Origin of the sequence: Shewanella denitrificans OS217, from assembly GCF_000013765.1 — a bacterium.
In the GTDB taxonomy this organism is placed as follows: domain Bacteria; phylum Pseudomonadota; class Gammaproteobacteria; order Enterobacterales; family Shewanellaceae; genus Shewanella; species Shewanella denitrificans.
Genome location: NC_007954.1, coordinates 699,527 through 715,582, shown reverse-complemented (window position 1 = coordinate 715,582; position 16,056 = coordinate 699,527). Strand labels below are relative to the sequence as shown.

Sequence of the window (16,056 nt, the reverse complement as noted above, 5' to 3'; positions counted from 1 at the left end):
AGTGGAGTGAAATAAAATGACTGAGATTTTAGGAAAGCAAACAATGAATGCTAAGCGATGGCAGATACTGAGTGTTATCTCTATTATGCAGCTGGTACTACTGCTTGACGCTACTGTAGTGAATGTGGCTTTGCCGCAAATCAAACATGATCTAGGCCTTACCGATGGCTCTTTAACTTGGGTCGTTAATGCCTACCTGATTGCCGCAGGGTCGCTGCTGCTGCTAGGTGGCCGCATAGGTGATGCCTATGGCGTGCTGCGTATATTTAAATTTGGGGTAGCCATTTTTGCTATCTTCTCCGTGGTAGCAACGCTTGCACCTAACGCTACACTACTCATAGTCGGGCGTGCAGGACAAGGTGTAGGTGAAGCGCTCGCAGCTGCAAATGGTTTAGCCATGATATCCTTATTGTTCCCCTCTGGCCCCGAACGCGGCAAAGCATTCGGGATTTGGGCAGGACTTGGTGGACTTGGATCTATTTTGGGAGTTTTACTCTCTGGAGTCCTCACAGAATACCTGTCGTGGCGCTGGATCTTTGGTATTAACATCCCGATTATCTTAGCCTTAGGCGTTGCTATTGTGCTTGTCATCCCAACATTCCCTAAAAAGATATCCACACACTTAGATCTTGGTAATGCATGCATCCTAGTTTTTGCTATGGTCGCCATCGTTATGGCTATTATAGGTACAGGCATAGAGCAACTGACTTTGCTGCGTATCACATTATTACTACTGGGTGCTTTGGGCATTACCTTGGTGCTTAAACGTTGTAAACAATCCGAAGATGGCATAATACCCGCTCGGCTTATGACGCGTTCACCTAGGCTTGCTGGTTATGGCATCATTGCGATTCAAGCCGCGACTTCCGGTGCGCTGTTCTATCTTGGTGTGTTACTAATGCAAGACTCCCTTGGCATGACACCGCTGCAAACAGGTCTAGCTTGGCTGCCATTCTGTTTAGGTTTTTTCCCTGGTATTTTCCTGTCCATAACCATAGAGCAACGAAAAAGTGCCTTAGCTGCTGCCGTTATCGGCCTGATAATTTCATCCTTAGGCTTTGTGCTGTTTGCACTTGGGGTGAATGCTAATAACTATTGGGTTGGCATGATGCCTGCGATGCTGGTCACTGCTATAGGTTTTGGCTGTGTCGCGCCGGTTGCACAATCGCTTGCGACCAGCGATCTGTCTGAAGCTGATGCGGGTTCAGGATCGGGGATCGCGACCACAATACAGCAATTACTTCAGGTCGGTGGCGTTACGATTCTAGTTTCCATCGCTCTTGCAGTCAAAGACGATACCAGTGTAGTGAATATTGACTCAAACGGATTTATGACTGCGTTTTTAATCGCCTCTTTTGTACTAATAACTGGCGCCATTGTTGTTGGTTTCAGCCGTAATGCCTTAGCACCGACTATCGGTGAACCCAGTGCAGAAATTAGGTGATAACCATGCTTGATAATACTTTAATCCCAGCAGTTGACGGCCCTAAACTAGCAGTACCTAGCTCTACGGGAATGCGTGAAAAATGGACCGGGGCAATGCTAGATCAAACAGGTCGTGCATATTGTGGTGCCATACGCTTGGACTTCTCCCCGAGTTGTGTAGCCCAAAAAGTGTATTGTGCAATAGCCGATACACTGGCACGGCATGCCATTCTTGCCGCGAAGTTTGATATTGAAGCTGACGAACTTGTGGGTTATGCACCTGAAGAAGCTCAGCTTCGCGAAGTGCTGCTTAAGCATCTTGCCATTGAGCATACAGGTATGACGGATGGATCTTTTTTGTCTTATAGAGCCAAAAAAGCCAACATTCCAGGACTCAGGCTGGCTTCAGTCACCGATGATACTGGCTTACATGTTTGGATCGGTTTTTGGATCTTTACCTGTGATGGCGCATCAATCGATCTACTAATGCAAGATATTGTTGATCGCTATAATGGCAAGACATCTGTGTCATCACAGTGCTGGGGTGAGTACATCAAGTTAAAAAGCAGCTCTCCAAACAAACACTTAGTCAGTGAGCAGGAGCGGCTGTTAGCTTATCCAGCTCCTGGCCCCTATGGACTTGATGCCATAAGGAAACCACAGGCAAGTACTTCATTGAAAATGCAAAGTGTTCATTTCAACACTTCGGTGCCACGTATTAAGCTTTTAGCCTGTGCTAAGGCTTATCGTGTCACACCATTTGTATTAATGTTTGGTGCCTTTCAGCGTGCTGTTTGTGCATTAAGTAAGGTCAAAACGGTTGTTACCGGGGTGCCTTTTGCCAACAGACTAGAAAATGATGACCTCAATGTCGTAGGCCCTCTATCAATCACTGTACCAGTGACAACCACGCACCGGCTTGATGAGGGTATAACTGCTGAACTCAAAGGTCTGCAACGTTCTGTGATAAGCGCTGCTAGTCGTCAGCAAATTGAACCCTCTTATCTCTATCCTCAAGGTATATCGCCTCGAACTGCGGCTTATGCCCTACCTTTTCCTCAGCTATTCAATGCATGGAATTCAAAAAGTGATGGGAAGACTATGCCCCTGAGTAAAACTGAGTCGCTGACAATGAAATTACTCCCAAATGACACCTGTCGTGTCGGCTTTGAAATCACACTAGATGACAATAGCGACAATATTTCTGGACGAATAGATATGGATTTTGGTTTATATGAAGGGCTAGCAGAACCCGTTATTAAGTATATAACAGATGAGCTAAAGGAAATTTGTGAGAATTATCACCACGAGACACTAGAAGCATTATCTGATGGTTAAGTTTACCAATAACAGCAACGCACAAAAATCAGTTTTCAACATTTTTTAGAACTTAGAAATTACAGGACGTAAGATATGAGTATAGCTAAAAAGTTAAAATCAAGTTTGCTTTCCAGTTTACTAAACAAAGGACCATTATTTATTGCTGGCCCCTGTAGTGCCGAAACAAAAAAACAACTACTGCAAACCGCTCATAGTGTCAAAGCATCGGGAGCCCAGGTTATACGTGCCGGAATTTGGAAACCAAGGACTCGACCAGGAAAATTTGAAGGTGTGGGTGAACAAGGCTTAGAGTGGCTAGCGCAGGCTAAAGAGGAAACTGGGCTACCCATAACAACAGAAGTCGCCAATGCCGCCCATGTTAAACTAGCATTAGAATATGGTCTAGATATGCTATGGATAGGTGCTAGGACGACAGTGAGCCCTTTTGCTATTCAAGAGATTGCGGATGCTCTTGCTGGTAATGACATTCCTGTGCTCATTAAAAACCCTATCAATCCTGATATTGAATTATGGATTGGGGCAATAGAACGCATTCAAGCCGCAGGTATTACTGAAATTGCAGGAATTCATAGGGGGTTTTCTACTGTGGAAAAATTTATGTATAGAAACCCGCCAATCTGGGAAATCCCAATCGAGTTAAAAAATAGATTGCCGGACTTGCCTATTATTTGCGACCCAAGTCATATTAGCGGGAATCGTGAATTTATTAAATTGATATCAGAATTAGCTATTGGATATGGCTTTAATGGATTAATGATAGAGTCTCACATAGACCCAGATAATGCATGGTCAGATGCAAAACAACAAATAACGCCTAAAGAGTTGGAAATTATTATTTCACAAATATTATCCTTTAATAAAAAAGGAAGTAAGCTATTTGATAAAAAAGTCATTAAAGAACATCTGGCTTTCAATAATGAGATAAATAAAGAATATCTCTTAGAATAATTTAATGATTAAAAGTGGTGAATGCCTCTCTATACAGGCTTCACCTCCAGCTGGATGGTTAACTTGAAACTAGCCTAACGATTAATCCACGTCGAAGGCCGTTTAAATGAAGATATCTACTTATGTGCCATAATCACTTTGATTTAGATCCCAGCCATAAATGGTTACGAGAACTGATCACCAACAATGTAATGAACGCTCAAAAACTAAGATATCAGAGTAATAGTATGTTGTACTCTGAATTTAAGAGTAAAAAATACGCCAGTGAATTAACACTGGCGTAAAATAATTAAGTGCAATTTACTGACTGCTCCAGCCTAGAAAGAGTAAGTCACTGATACCCCAAACGCGCGGGGCTCTATAATAGCGGCATAACCTTGAGGATAACTGCGATTCGCAGGCTCATTTACGGTAAGTGCTTGTTCATCAAAAAGGTTATTAACAAACCCACTCACTCGCCATTGATCGTTTTGATAATCAAGATTCAAACGTGACACCACATAATCTCCGGCAACGCGCTCAGTGGTGTTATTAATATCAGCGTAATACTCGCCCACATAATTCCCGGACAAACCTAAGGTCAATTCATCGTTAACCCAATATTTAAGGCCAATATTAGCCGTAATTTTAGGGGCTGAATTTAACTCGTTACCTATAATGTCACCATAGCTTGGGGAGGCAGCTTTTATCTCACTTTTTAGCAAACCTAACCCAGAGTTTAGCTGCCAATCGTCATTGAGCATAACCCCCGCTTCAAGCTCAAGCCCGTAAGTAACAGCTTCATCTATATTAGTGATTTTACGTTCATTATTGGAGGCTTGATAGCCATCAAAATTATTGTAAAACACGTTACTGCTAATATTGATATTACCGTCATCAAAGCTGCTACGAGAGCTTAGCTCAAAGGTGTCTACCGTTTCTTTTTCATAGTAATAATAGGCATTGTCAGCAAACGAGAGCGCCCCGCCACCTGCGTTATAGCCACTTCTAGCGCTCACTGCTAGCGTAGTATCCTGATTTAACGCATATTGTAATACCAGTTTAGGTAAAGCTATGTTGTGGTCATCATCTAGCTTATCAGCCACTACCCTTCCTCGGGTGCTCATAGCAAAGTTACGAATTTGCTGCTCTTTCTCTACCCGACCACCAGCAATAATTTTCCATTGCTCTGTTAAGGCGTAGCTCACTTCACCATAAATAGAATGCGAGCTACTGCTGTCGTCACCCACATAAGTTACGCCACCAGAGCTGCTAAAATCCTGTTCACGCTTATAATAAGATAAACCAACAAAACCATTAAATTCAGGGTTTTGCAATCCAAAATTAAACTTACCGTCTAAGGTGTAGCTCTTATCTTGCATTATGACCTGCTGCTCAGCTGCAGCTACGGATTCATAGCCCTCAAAACCCCAATCATAATCGATATAAGCCGCTAGCAAATCAAAAGAGTAATCATCATTTAGGCGGTAATCTATTTTGACAGAATGAGTATTAGATTCTGTTTCAATGTAGCGCTGAAATAGCGGCTTGTATGCCCAAGGATTATCACCAGAGAAATAGTTTCTCCCTGTATCCCCTTTCTCATCGTTATAGGTAAAACTATAGAGCAGAGTAAAGTTATCAGCGCCTGTGGGTTGCCACAATAGCTTGCCTCGCCAACGACGACTAATTAACTCATTGAGATCAAAATGGGCAGGGTTACCAGCGTAAACCTCACCTTTGTTAAAGGTGTTACCGGTTAAGTTTTGCCCAGAAATTCTAAAGGCAAGTTGGTCTTCAAAAATGGGACCAGACAACATGACTGCACTGTCGATGTAATCTTGCTGATTGCGATACCCCCCTCGCACAGCGCCATTCCAATCAAAAGTAGGATCTTTGGTTTTTACAAATATGGTGCCACCTATGCTATTGCGGCCATTGATAGTAGATTGCGGGCCGCGAAACACTTCTACCTGCTCAATATCCCAAAGCCCACTATCACCGGTCATATCGGCCACAAACGGCTCGGCCACCCCATCAACTAAGGTTGAAACCCTCGCCTTAGCACCACCAGTAAATGAGTTAAATCCAGTGGCTGAACCATTACCAGAGATACCGCGAATATCAGGTACTGAACCCGTTAAGGTCACTAGGTTCGGCACTTCAGATAAGGCATTTGATACAGATAAGTATTGGCCACTGGCAAGTTTGTCTTCATCAATAACTGAAACCGAAGAAGTCGTATCCTTCAAGCTACGCTCGGTCTTCTCCCCTACGACTTTAATCACTTCAATCGATCTCATCGGCTGCGCATCTACGGCGGCATTTACAGGAGACATTATTGGAGTGCAAAGTATTGCTGCGACTAAAAGTTTCTTTTTAAACATTTTCTGTTCCATGATATACCTCAAAATTCTCTCGGTGATAGCTAGGCCTGACTATTTTAAGCCCCACAAGCTACATCAAACGCAATTGCAAATCACTCTCATTTACAATATTATATTTGCCGTTCGATACTCAAACATAAGGAAATTGAGTCGTCATGTTTCAACTTGCTGCAATAGCCTTAAATATTTTGGGTTCTGTACTGATATACCTCAGTAGCAGACATCAAAAGATGATTAAACAGCGACTCACAAAGGGATTTCTAATCTTAGGTTGCCTGTTAATTCTTCTCTCCCTATGGCCGCTTTTAACGGCTCTGCATCCGCCATCGGCACTGTTTATTTGGCTACTGATAAGCTTCACTAACTTGATTTCTATTCCCTTTCTTAGCCTATTAAAAAACTCGGAACGTCCCCAATGATCCAGGCCTATCGCAATCAAAAAATCCAACCTCATTGGTGGTCAAAAACTATTATTTCCTTGATTTTAGGCTTAAGCCTTGCCTATGCCTTAATCGGGATATTTGCCTGGCAAGGCCCAGGAGGAATAGATGCACCGGTGAAAGTGCAATTTAATATGTGGATGCTGTGCTTGCTCTGGCTAATGATTTTGTCATTCAGCTTTATGTTCAAAACTCGATGGAGTGCTTTGTGCTATCTAGGCGGGGCAAATCTAGTGGCTTATTTAGGTTACTTAGTGGCGAGGCTATTATCATGAAAATTCGCTCTGACATACTTCGTACCTATCAAAGCATACACACTTGGACGGGCATCCTCTCTGGATTAGTGCTCTTTATTGGCTTTTACGCTGGGGCATTATCATTATTTAAACCACAAATTACCCAGTGGGCCACCCCAGTTCATCAGCATTTAGCTGCCATCCCGCAGGCTAAATTAGACAATTTAATCTCCCAAGCTTTTAAAGAATATCCTAAAACTCAGCAGGGATTTATTGTTGATCTTAGCGGGGACACCTCACCCTTAAGTTGGTATACACAAGGTGGAGGACGCGGGATCCGCTTAGATGATATCCGCAGTCACGCAAGCCTTGATGATAATGATAAAATTATTAGCCAGACTCATGCTCAGAATGAATTAGGCAGCTTAATCGATCAGCTACATCGCACCGCTGGGATCCTGGGTGAGGTTGACCATTTCGAGGTTGGGGTGCTGATCTTGGGCCTTGCAGCAGGTTTGTATTTTTTAGCCTTAGTGTCAGGCGTTATTTTTTTACTGCCCACATTGACGAAAAACTTGTTCGCCTTAAGAAAAAATAAAGGAGCTAGCCGTTTCTGGCTGGATAGCCATAATCTCATCGGCGTTATCAGTCTCCCATTTCATTTGATTATTGCTTGGACTGTTGTGGTATTTGCCTTTCATGATTTTGCCTATGGCGGGCTTGGGCTTATTTATGGTGATAAGCCATTATTTGAACGGCCGCAAAGAAGCGCTATGATCTATAAAATAAGTGACTTGCCTTCTATCCAGACTTATATCAATAAAGTGGCTGAAATCACTGATGGCTATGACATCAAATCTTTAACCTTTTCTAATCTGTCTTCACCGGGTCCTGCGCTGGCCATTAATATCACCAGCGACACTCAAGTTATGCGCTCTGGTTATAGCGATGTGATTTATATGCATCCTTATACCTTGGAGGTGCAATTTAGCACCGCAAGCTTAGAAAATGGGCCGATTTACGACCCAATAGTAACCAGTTTCTTTGCGCTGCACTTTGGAAATTATGCCGGTAATTTTGGCCGCTTGGTGTATTTTATACTTGGGCTACTTGGGGCCTTTTTATTTTACAGTGGCAATTTACTTTGGCTAGAAAAGCGTAGACAAAAACAGTCCATTCAGAGCCGCGCTAACCGCTTCATGGGGGCATTAACCATAGGGGTATGCTTGGGCTCTATGCTAGGGGTAGCTTGCAGTTTTTTAATCACTAAATGGCTCTATTTAGTCGCCGAGCAAGTTAACACTTATTATATGATGTGCTACTACAGCATCTTTTTTAGCGCCCTTGGTTACAGCTTTATTAGGGGTACCGCCAGCGCTGCAATTCATTTACTTTATGCACTATTCTTAAGCTGCCTGTTAATTCCTACTACCAGTTTATTGGCCGTATTATTGCCAAGCCTATTTTCTGAAGGCATTAGAGCACCATCATCCTATCTTATTGACGTGTTTGCAGCTTTGTTTGCTATTGCTTTCTACCTAGGGGCTAAAAAAGTGCAACAGCGCGCCTATTATGGAGAGCCAAACAGTATTTGGGCTATCTCAACGGCTCACAGCTCAAGCTTAGAAAAAACACCAGAATCAAGATTAGAGTCAAATCCTGCAAGTCAGCAGTCTTAAAAAAATTAAAATAGTCTAAAAAGAAAGCGCACCCTAAGGTGCGCTGGTTTGTAATGAAACTTATCAAACTGTTATGTCCTCCTAAAGTAAGTTAATAATGAATGTAGACTATGTCTTACTGTCTTACTGTCTTACTGTCTTACTGTCTTACTGTCTTACTGTCTTACTGTCTTACACTAACAGGCTTTCATAACACCTTTCTTGCGAGCAGTTTATCGATCAAACTGTGTTGCTGGGACATCTATGGCTTTGGCCATGTTGAACTCTGCATATAGCTGAGTAAAGGTTTAACTATGTTTTCAAACGCTATTATCAATCTAACTTGCTTAACTCCTTATACCGGTTTAAGTACTATTGGATAAAGGGTTTGCTGTGTACTTTCGTAATCGCCTATACCTCCTCACTAGGGTTAAACAACTGAACCTATAGCATTTAGATTTTCACTTGCACTTTTTACTTGCACTTTCAACTTGCACTTTAAGTATTACCACGATGAGAGATGAGTTGCTCGCGAGCACTGTGGCCTCGTCCAGAATCAAATCAACTTGAACAACCCATTGGCCTTAGCGTACAAGGTTAAGCGTTCAACAATAAAAATTCACCAAGGCACATAATTCAGCATAGCACTCACAAACAAATATGCCGCATTTTCTGTATAAATTTTACGGTATTTATCACGCCGTTTAGTTACATTTTGATATCACTCAGATTTATACCATTTGATGCCTCGCACCATGAGTAGATAATGAATTACCTGTGGTAGTACAGATGCCTAAAAAGTAAAAAACCAGCAATTAATGCTGGTTTTTTGTTGGCGAAAAAAAGTCTTTTACGGCGTATTGCTAGCTTGTGCTTTGGCGGCTTCATCCGCGATTGCTTGATGCTGTTTCTTACGTTCTACCCAAAAATCAGCATTTTCAATCCCCATGGCTTCAGGGTCGAAGACGGGATCTAAGCCTTGGGCTTTTTGCGCTTCATAATCTTTAAGGCAAGCAAAGGCTTTATTATGCAGAAGTAAAATGGCGACTATGTTAAGCCACGCCATCAGGCCGACACCTATGTCACCTAAACCCCATGCAAGATCGGCGGTTTTGACAGTGCCGTACACAGTGGCCGCAATTAAGGCAAACTTAAGCAGTAAGGTTAACCAAGGGCGGTGCACCTGACGATTAATATAAGCAATATTGGTTTCGGCAATATAGTAGTAAGCAATGATGGTGGTAAAGGCAAAGAAGAATAAGGCTATCGCCACAAACATATTGCCAAAACCTGGCATCATGCTTTCCATCGCAGTCTGCACGTAACCAGGTCCTGCGGCTATTCCGGCAATACCGGTAAATATCGCCTCACCTTCTGGCCCCTGAACATTATAAAGCCCCGTAATCAACAACATAAAACCCGTTGCAGAACACACAAACAAGGTATCGATATACACAGAGAACGCCTGTACTAGGCCTTGCTTGGCGGGATGACTCACGGCTGCTGCAGAAGAGGCGTGAGGCGCTGTACCTTGACCTGCTTCGTTAGAATATATACCGCGCTTAACCCCCCACATAATAGCCAGACCTAAGATGGCGCCAAAACCTGCTTCTAAACCAAAGGCACTCTTAACCACCAAGATAATGACATCAGGAAGCTGTTCTATATGCATGCCTATGATAACGCAGGCCACTATGATGTAACCCAGCGCCATAAAAGGCACTACCGCACTGGCAAAATGGGCGATACGCTTAACACCACCAAAAATAATAAAGCCAAGCAATAAGGCTATTAGAGCCGCTGTCACTGCCGGGCTTAAATCAAAGGCCGTTTCTAATGCTGAGCCGATTGAATTGGCTTGCACACCTGGAAGTAAAATACCGCAGGCAAAAATGGTCGCCACCGCAAAAATCCATGCGTACCATTTCATCCCTAAGCCCTTTTCAATATAAAACGCTGGGCCGCCGCGAAACTCACCATCAATTTTTTCTTTATAGATTTGACCTAACGTCGATTCCACAAACGCTGAACTGGCGCCAAAGAAGGCCACCATCCACATCCAAAACAAGGCACCAGGGCCGCCGAAAGTAATGGCTGTCGCCACCCCGGCTATGTTACCCGTACCGACACGGCCAGCCAAAGTCATGGCTAGGGCTTGAAATGAAGAAACACCCGCTGCGTTACTCTTGCCATCAAATATCAAGCGCACCATCTCAGGCACGTGACGTAACTGCACAAAACGGCTACGAATTGTGAAATATAACCCCACCCCTAAACAGAGGAAAATCAATGCAGGGCTCCAAATCACCCCATTAATAGTGCTCACCAGTTGATCCATAGCTAATAACTCCTATTTTTATTGTTTTAACCAAGCATTTATTAGCACGACCAGCATTCTAGGACTCAATAGCAGAGTAGAAACTAAGGTTAAGCGCCTCAATGACACTGCAAGATAGCAAGCTAGGGGGTAACTTAAAAGTTAAAAGTGTTTAGCTTAGGTTATCAATAGGTGTTTTTTTATAGAGACGCTGAAAAAATACCCAAAAAAAACACCAGCCACTGAGTGTACTGATGTTTGTTCTAATCTTATGAGTCTCACTCGTTACATGACACTCACATCCTGTTATATCGGCGCAATTGGCCGAGATGCAAACATACTCAAGGATTTACTCTTGCAGTAAATCCTTACAGATCTGCACCAGATCCGATTGAATCGCAGCGGCGGTGACTTCTCGGCCTGCACCAGGCCCACGTATGATCAGTGGGTTACCTTGGTAAAAAGCACTACGAATAACAAACACATTGTCACCAGGAGTCAGATTGGCATAAGGATGATGACTGTCGACCCACTTAAGCCCGACTTCAGCTTGCAGTTTGCCATCGACTCGGTCCAATGAAGCCACGTAGCGCAGCACCTTGTTTTGCTCGGCAGCACTTAAATATTGCTGCAAAATATCACTGTCTAGAGAGCGAATTTGAGCTAAAAAGTCATCCAGCGGTAAATCCACTAGTTCGCTTGGCACTAAAGAATGCAGTTTAATATCATCAAGTTCGATACCAAGGCCGATTTCACGGGCAAGAATAAGCAACTTGCGCTGCATATCACGGCCAGATAAATCATCCCTAGGATCGGGCTCCGTCAGGCCTAAAGACTTGGCTTCAAGTACCAATTCAGAGAATGATTTTTTACCGTCAAAATTTTCAAATAACCAGCATAGGGTGCCTGAAAAAATACCGCCAACCGCCTCTATGGTGTCACCACTATTGCGTAAATCATTGAGGGCATGTTGAATAGGTAAACCCGCGCCGCAACTGGCGTTATAGCGCCAGAACAGTCTGCGATTACTCAGTTGCTGCTTTAATTCTTTATAGAAGGGTAAAGGTCCCGAACCCGCAAGCTTGTTAGCACTGACCACATGAATACCTCGAGCGAATAACTCTGGGTATTGCAAGGTTAAACTGGCGCTGGCGCTGATGTCTAATGCCACTATTTCATCACAATCTAACTTATCTAGGCGCTCAAACAGCTGCTCGTATTGCCACTGACACGCCTTTTCCGCAAAGATCTGCTGCCAATGGTTAAGATCAATCCCTTGCTCGGCGATCAAGGCTTTTTTCGAACTAACAATGCCCACCAGCTCGACACTGGCTTCTAATTCATTGTTAAGGGCATGATTGGCACGGCGAAATAAATCCACCCAGGCCTCACCTATGTTACCCACGCCAAGTAATAACACCCCGATCCGCATCTTGGGACCGGCGCAGCGGCGATGAACTTTCTGGGTTAACAGATTCACTTGTGCCCGAGGCACTAAGGTCACTAAGCTTAAATTGTCTTGATAAATGGGCTTAGCATCACGGCTTAACAACCTGGCAAAACTGCGTCTAAAATGCTCAGCATCGGCACTCACTAGGGCGACTAGGCCTAAGTCCAGATTAAGCTGCAGCTCAGTAATGCCAAATGTCGGCGCCTGCTTGCTTAGCAGTGCATTTACTTGCTTTTGATTTTCCAGCATAAAGGCCAGTTCGTGCTTATCTGCGCCATATTCCCAGTGGGCCAAAGGCGTAAGACCCGCCGAAGTCAACGCCGCCAATACAGACTCAAACTGCGACTGAGGCTGTGGCTTAGATTGAGAGTCTGACTCTATCTTGTTATGGGTCTCAAGCTTAAAACTAAACAGCACCACTTGCGACAAGCTGGTCACCACAGGTGCGCTGGCCGATGAGCTTTGGGGAGCAATCAAGGTGAAATCTGTGTGTGAAGCGTAACTTGAACGCACCGCTAGACTCACTTGAGTATTGAATAACGGCTGCAAGGTGCGTGAATGCAGGGCAGGAGATCCAAGGCGAGCTAATCTATCCGCCTCAGCCAACGACATGCTTTTTAATAATTTGGCATCGTTAATTTTATTAGGGTCGGCATTGAATATGCCTTCTACGTCGGTCCAAATGGTCACTCGGCCAATGTCGGCAAGGCTGGCTATCAAGGTGGCGCTAAAGTCTGAACCATTGCGGCCCAGTAATAAGGTGTCGCCCTGAGCATTGGCGCAAATAAACCCTGTGATCACGAGACGTTCGTTAGTACGTTCAGCAAGTAAGGTCTGGATTTTGGCTTTCGATTCTTCTACTCGAATTTTGGGTACCGCGCCTTCATCGGCCACCAGAATGGAACAGGCATCCACATGACTTGCGGCCACGCCCGATTCTCGCAGTAATGCTGCCATCAAGCGCGCCGACCAACGCTCACCAAAGCTAACTACATGGCTGATTTGGTATTCGTTACGCTGTTCAAGGGACAGCAAACTCGCCAACTGAGCTTTATCGTTAGATAAGCGCTCGCGCAGATCCCGCGCCTGCTCGTTTGATAACAGCTGTTCTATGAGTGCCTGCTGAAAACTTATCAGCACCTGTAACTCTTCTTGCCATAGCTGGCCTGTATCGCGCAGATCCAATAATTTATATAAGAAGTTAGTGCTCTTCCCTGCAGCAGACACCACGACCAAGTCATCGCTGTGACCATGGGTCAACAGAATATGAGCGACACGGCGATAGCAGTCAGCATCAGCAAGACTCGAACCACCAAACTTATGTAAATGACTACGCGCCATTCCTAACTCCTTAAACAACGACTTTCAGTGTTGCAACAGCGGCTAAGGCTGCTTCAATATCGGCGACAAGATCAACGCCATCTTCGATGCCGACAGATAATCTCAATAATGTGTCACTAATGCCAGCCTCATCACGGGCCTTGGCCGTCATGGCTCTGTGGGTCATGGTGGCTGGCACGGCAACCAGACTCTCCACCCCCCCTAAGCTCTCGGCAAGACTAAATAATTTAAGCTCACTTAAGAAGGCCACGAGTGCTGCTTCTCCACCATTAAGCTCAAAACTTACCATGCCACCAAAACCTTGTTGCTGTTTTAATGCAATTTCGTGACCTGGGTGGGCTGTTAAACCTGGGTAATATACCTTATTCACCACTGGACTGTTAATTAAGGACTCAATAATTAGTTGGGTATTTTCCTGATGTTGGCGCATTCGTACACTTAATGTTCTAAGTCCACGTAAGGTCAGGTAACTATCAAACGCGCTACCGGTTAAACCTAAGGTATTTGCCCACCAATCGAGTCGCTCGCCAATGTCGGCATCTTTAGCCACCACGGCGCCGCCAACAACATCGCTATGACCATTAATGTATTTAGTGGTGGAGTGCACCACTATGTCAGCCCCTAGGGTTAATGGCTGTTGCAATGCAGGGGAAAGAAAGGTGTTATCCACCACCACTTTAGCGCCCACTTGATGACTCAGTTGGCAAATTGCGCTGATATCCACCACCCTAAGCAGTGGATTCGACGGAGTTTCTAGCCAAACATATTTAGGCTTAAGCTGCAGAGCGTCTGCCAATGCATTAGCGTCATTTTGATCGATAACCACGAGCTTAAAACTGCCCTTAGCTGCCAAGTGAGTAAACAATCGGTAGCTGCCGCCATAGCAATCATGGGGGATGACTAACACATCTTCAGGGGCTAACAAACTGGTGACTAAGGTGATGGCCGCCATACCAGTACAAGTGACAACTGCACTATGACCTTGCTCTAACTTTGCCAGCGCCTCTGCCAATAAGTTACGCGTTGGGTTGCCCGAGCGGCTATAGTCAAACTCTCTGGGCTGTTGATGCCCTTCAAAGCTGTAATTGGTCGACAAATAAATCGGTGGCACCACAGATCCATGCTGAGTATCCGACTCTATGCCGTGACGAACGGCCAAGGTGGCTAATTTATGCTGACTCATGTGGACTCCATCAATTTGCAGTGTAGATGTCTAGATGGCTAAATCTACGCGTAAGTCTAGGCCTGGTCAAGCACTTTAGCCATCTAAACGTCCAAAAGTAAAGAAATCTATTTGCAATCAACAACAAATAGTAGCAATAATTTGACTGTGGCCTGTAAGGGGTTAAAATCTGCACCGAATTTCAAGTTAAGGGTGAGTTAATGACTGAGTGGAATGGCGAATATATTAGCCCATACGCCGAGCATGGCAAAAAGAACGAGCAAGTAAAAAAAGTGACTGTGTCTATTCCGTTAAAAGTACTCAAAGTACTGACAGATGAACGCACTCGTCGCCAGGTGGGTAACCTAAGACACGCAACCAACAGTGAACTCCTCTGTGAAGCCTTCTTGCATGCCTATACTGGGCAACCTCTTCCCAATGATGAGGATCTATCAAAAGATCAAATTGACGGTATACCCAGTGAAGCCAAGAAAATGATGGAAGCTATGGGCTTAGAGTGGGAAGAGTTAGAATAAACCCGCTTAAGCAAAGTCATACCTAGCAAGTAACACAGGGTTAGTTGGCTAACAATGCGCTAACCCAAATTTTCGGCAAGTTTACTTTAGGCCTTCTCCTTGATCATCGATCCCCTGAGCCTTGCCCTAGCGGCGATTATTATCTTCTTTGCCGCCATCACTCAAAGTCTAATTGGCTTTGGTTTAGCCGTCGTAGCCAGTCCGCTACTTTATCTTGTTGAGCCTGATCTGGTACCTGCACCCGTTATCATGATGGGCTTTGCCATCTCTGTGCTCACCTTGATCCGCGAGCGCGGCCATTTAGAATTTAATGGCCTGCAATATGCGTTACTTGGACGTATTCCCGGGGGCTTTCTTGGGGCAAGTTTATTGATCTTAGCGCCACAAGCCGTCTTAGGCTTAGTGATCGCCGCCATTGTGGCTATTGCCGTGATTTTGAGTGTGTTTAAATTCAGCGTGCCAGTGAATCGCACCAGTTTATTTATTGCGGGGATTATTTCGGGTATTTTTGGCAATATCGCTGCCATCGGTGGGCCGCCAATGGCCATTTTACTCTCAGGAAAAGATGCCAGTCAGTTTCGCGCCGCCTTGTCCGCGTTTTTTATCTTCAGTTCCCTTATCGCGTTAATTATTTTGGCCGTCACAGGTTTATTGAGCTGGCGTCATCTATGGCTTGCCTGCATGCTGCTGCCGTCTGTGGTGTTCGGATTTCTTGTGGCGGGAAGATTAGTGGGCAGAGTTGATAAACAAAAGACTCGCAGCGCGACATTAATCCTCTGTAGCCTTAGCGCCTTGGTGCTGACAGTACAATCTGTGCTGACGCTAGTTAACTAAGA

Annotated in this window: 11 protein-coding genes; 7 read left to right on the top strand and 4 right to left on the bottom strand. The window is 44.5% G+C overall.

The window, feature by feature from the left end; translation table 11 throughout:
* Positions 1-16 precede the first annotated feature (16 nt).
* The 3 genes from SDEN_RS03265 to SDEN_RS03255 all read left to right on the top strand — a co-directional run bounded on the left by SDEN_RS03265 (position 17) and on the right by SDEN_RS03255 (position 3,714).
* The gene (locus tag SDEN_RS03265; RefSeq protein WP_011495079.1) at positions 17-1,444 is read left to right on the top strand and encodes an MFS transporter; all 1,428 of its coding nucleotides are present in this window, start codon (positions 17-19) and stop codon (positions 1,442-1,444) included.
* 5 nt (positions 1,445-1,449) lie between these two features.
* A complete protein-coding gene (locus SDEN_RS03260) occupies positions 1,450-2,763 on the top strand; it encodes a hypothetical protein (protein ID WP_011495078.1) in 1,314 nt (437 codons plus the stop codon).
* 75 nt (positions 2,764-2,838) lie between these two features.
* On the top strand, positions 2,839-3,714 hold the full coding sequence (locus SDEN_RS03255; RefSeq protein ID WP_011495077.1) for a phospho-2-dehydro-3-deoxyheptonate aldolase: 876 nt from the start codon (positions 2,839-2,841) through the stop codon (positions 3,712-3,714).
* 317 nt (positions 3,715-4,031) lie between these two features.
* Here SDEN_RS03255 and SDEN_RS03250 read toward each other — a convergent pair whose 3' ends face one another.
* Entirely contained in the window at positions 4,032-6,092 is a 2,061-nt protein-coding gene (locus tag SDEN_RS03250) for a TonB-dependent receptor (RefSeq protein WP_011495076.1), read from the bottom strand.
* 403 nt (positions 6,093-6,495) lie between these two features.
* On the opposite strand from SDEN_RS03250, the gene SDEN_RS03240 reads away from it, so the two are divergent.
* Together SDEN_RS03240 and SDEN_RS03235 are read left to right on the top strand one after the other, a co-directional pair.
* Positions 6,496-6,795 carry a hypothetical protein gene (locus tag SDEN_RS03240; protein WP_011495074.1) on the top strand — a complete coding sequence of 100 codons (300 nt, stop codon included), beginning with the start codon at positions 6,496-6,498 and terminating at the stop codon, positions 6,793-6,795.
* Complete coding sequence (locus SDEN_RS03235; protein ID WP_011495073.1) at positions 6,792-8,435, top strand: PepSY-associated TM helix domain-containing protein; 1,644 nt, start codon at positions 6,792-6,794, stop codon at positions 8,433-8,435. The genes SDEN_RS03240 and SDEN_RS03235 overlap by 4 nt, the downstream gene beginning before the upstream one ends.
* Positions 8,436-9,264: 829 nt before the next feature.
* Here the strand turns inward: SDEN_RS03235 and SDEN_RS03230 are convergent.
* The 3 genes from SDEN_RS03230 to metB form a co-directional block, all read right to left on the bottom strand.
* Positions 9,265-10,752, bottom strand: a complete 1,488-nt coding sequence (locus SDEN_RS03230) for an alanine/glycine:cation symporter family protein (protein ID WP_011495072.1) — start codon at positions 10,750-10,752, stop codon at positions 9,265-9,267.
* A 328-nt stretch (positions 10,753-11,080) separates the two neighbouring features.
* Positions 11,081-13,522: a bifunctional aspartate kinase/homoserine dehydrogenase II gene (locus SDEN_RS03225; RefSeq protein WP_011495071.1), complete on the bottom strand. Its 2,442-nt coding sequence runs from the start codon at positions 13,520-13,522 to the stop codon at positions 11,081-11,083.
* Positions 13,523-13,532: 10 nt separating this feature from the next.
* Positions 13,533-14,705, bottom strand: a complete 1,173-nt coding sequence (gene metB, locus SDEN_RS03220; RefSeq protein WP_011495070.1) for a cystathionine gamma-synthase — start codon at positions 14,703-14,705, stop codon at positions 13,533-13,535.
* A gap of 200 nt (positions 14,706-14,905) precedes the next feature.
* Here metB and metJ point away from each other — a divergent pair, with 200 nt between their 5' ends.
* Both metJ and SDEN_RS03210 read left to right on the top strand, forming a co-directional pair.
* Positions 14,906-15,220: a met regulon transcriptional regulator MetJ gene (metJ, locus tag SDEN_RS03215; RefSeq protein WP_011495069.1), complete on the top strand. Its 315-nt coding sequence runs from the start codon at positions 14,906-14,908 to the stop codon at positions 15,218-15,220.
* A 102-nt stretch (positions 15,221-15,322) separates the two neighbouring features.
* Positions 15,323-16,054: a sulfite exporter TauE/SafE family protein gene (locus SDEN_RS03210; protein ID WP_041406005.1), complete on the top strand. Its 732-nt coding sequence runs from the start codon at positions 15,323-15,325 to the stop codon at positions 16,052-16,054.
* Positions 16,055-16,056 lie beyond the last annotated feature (2 nt).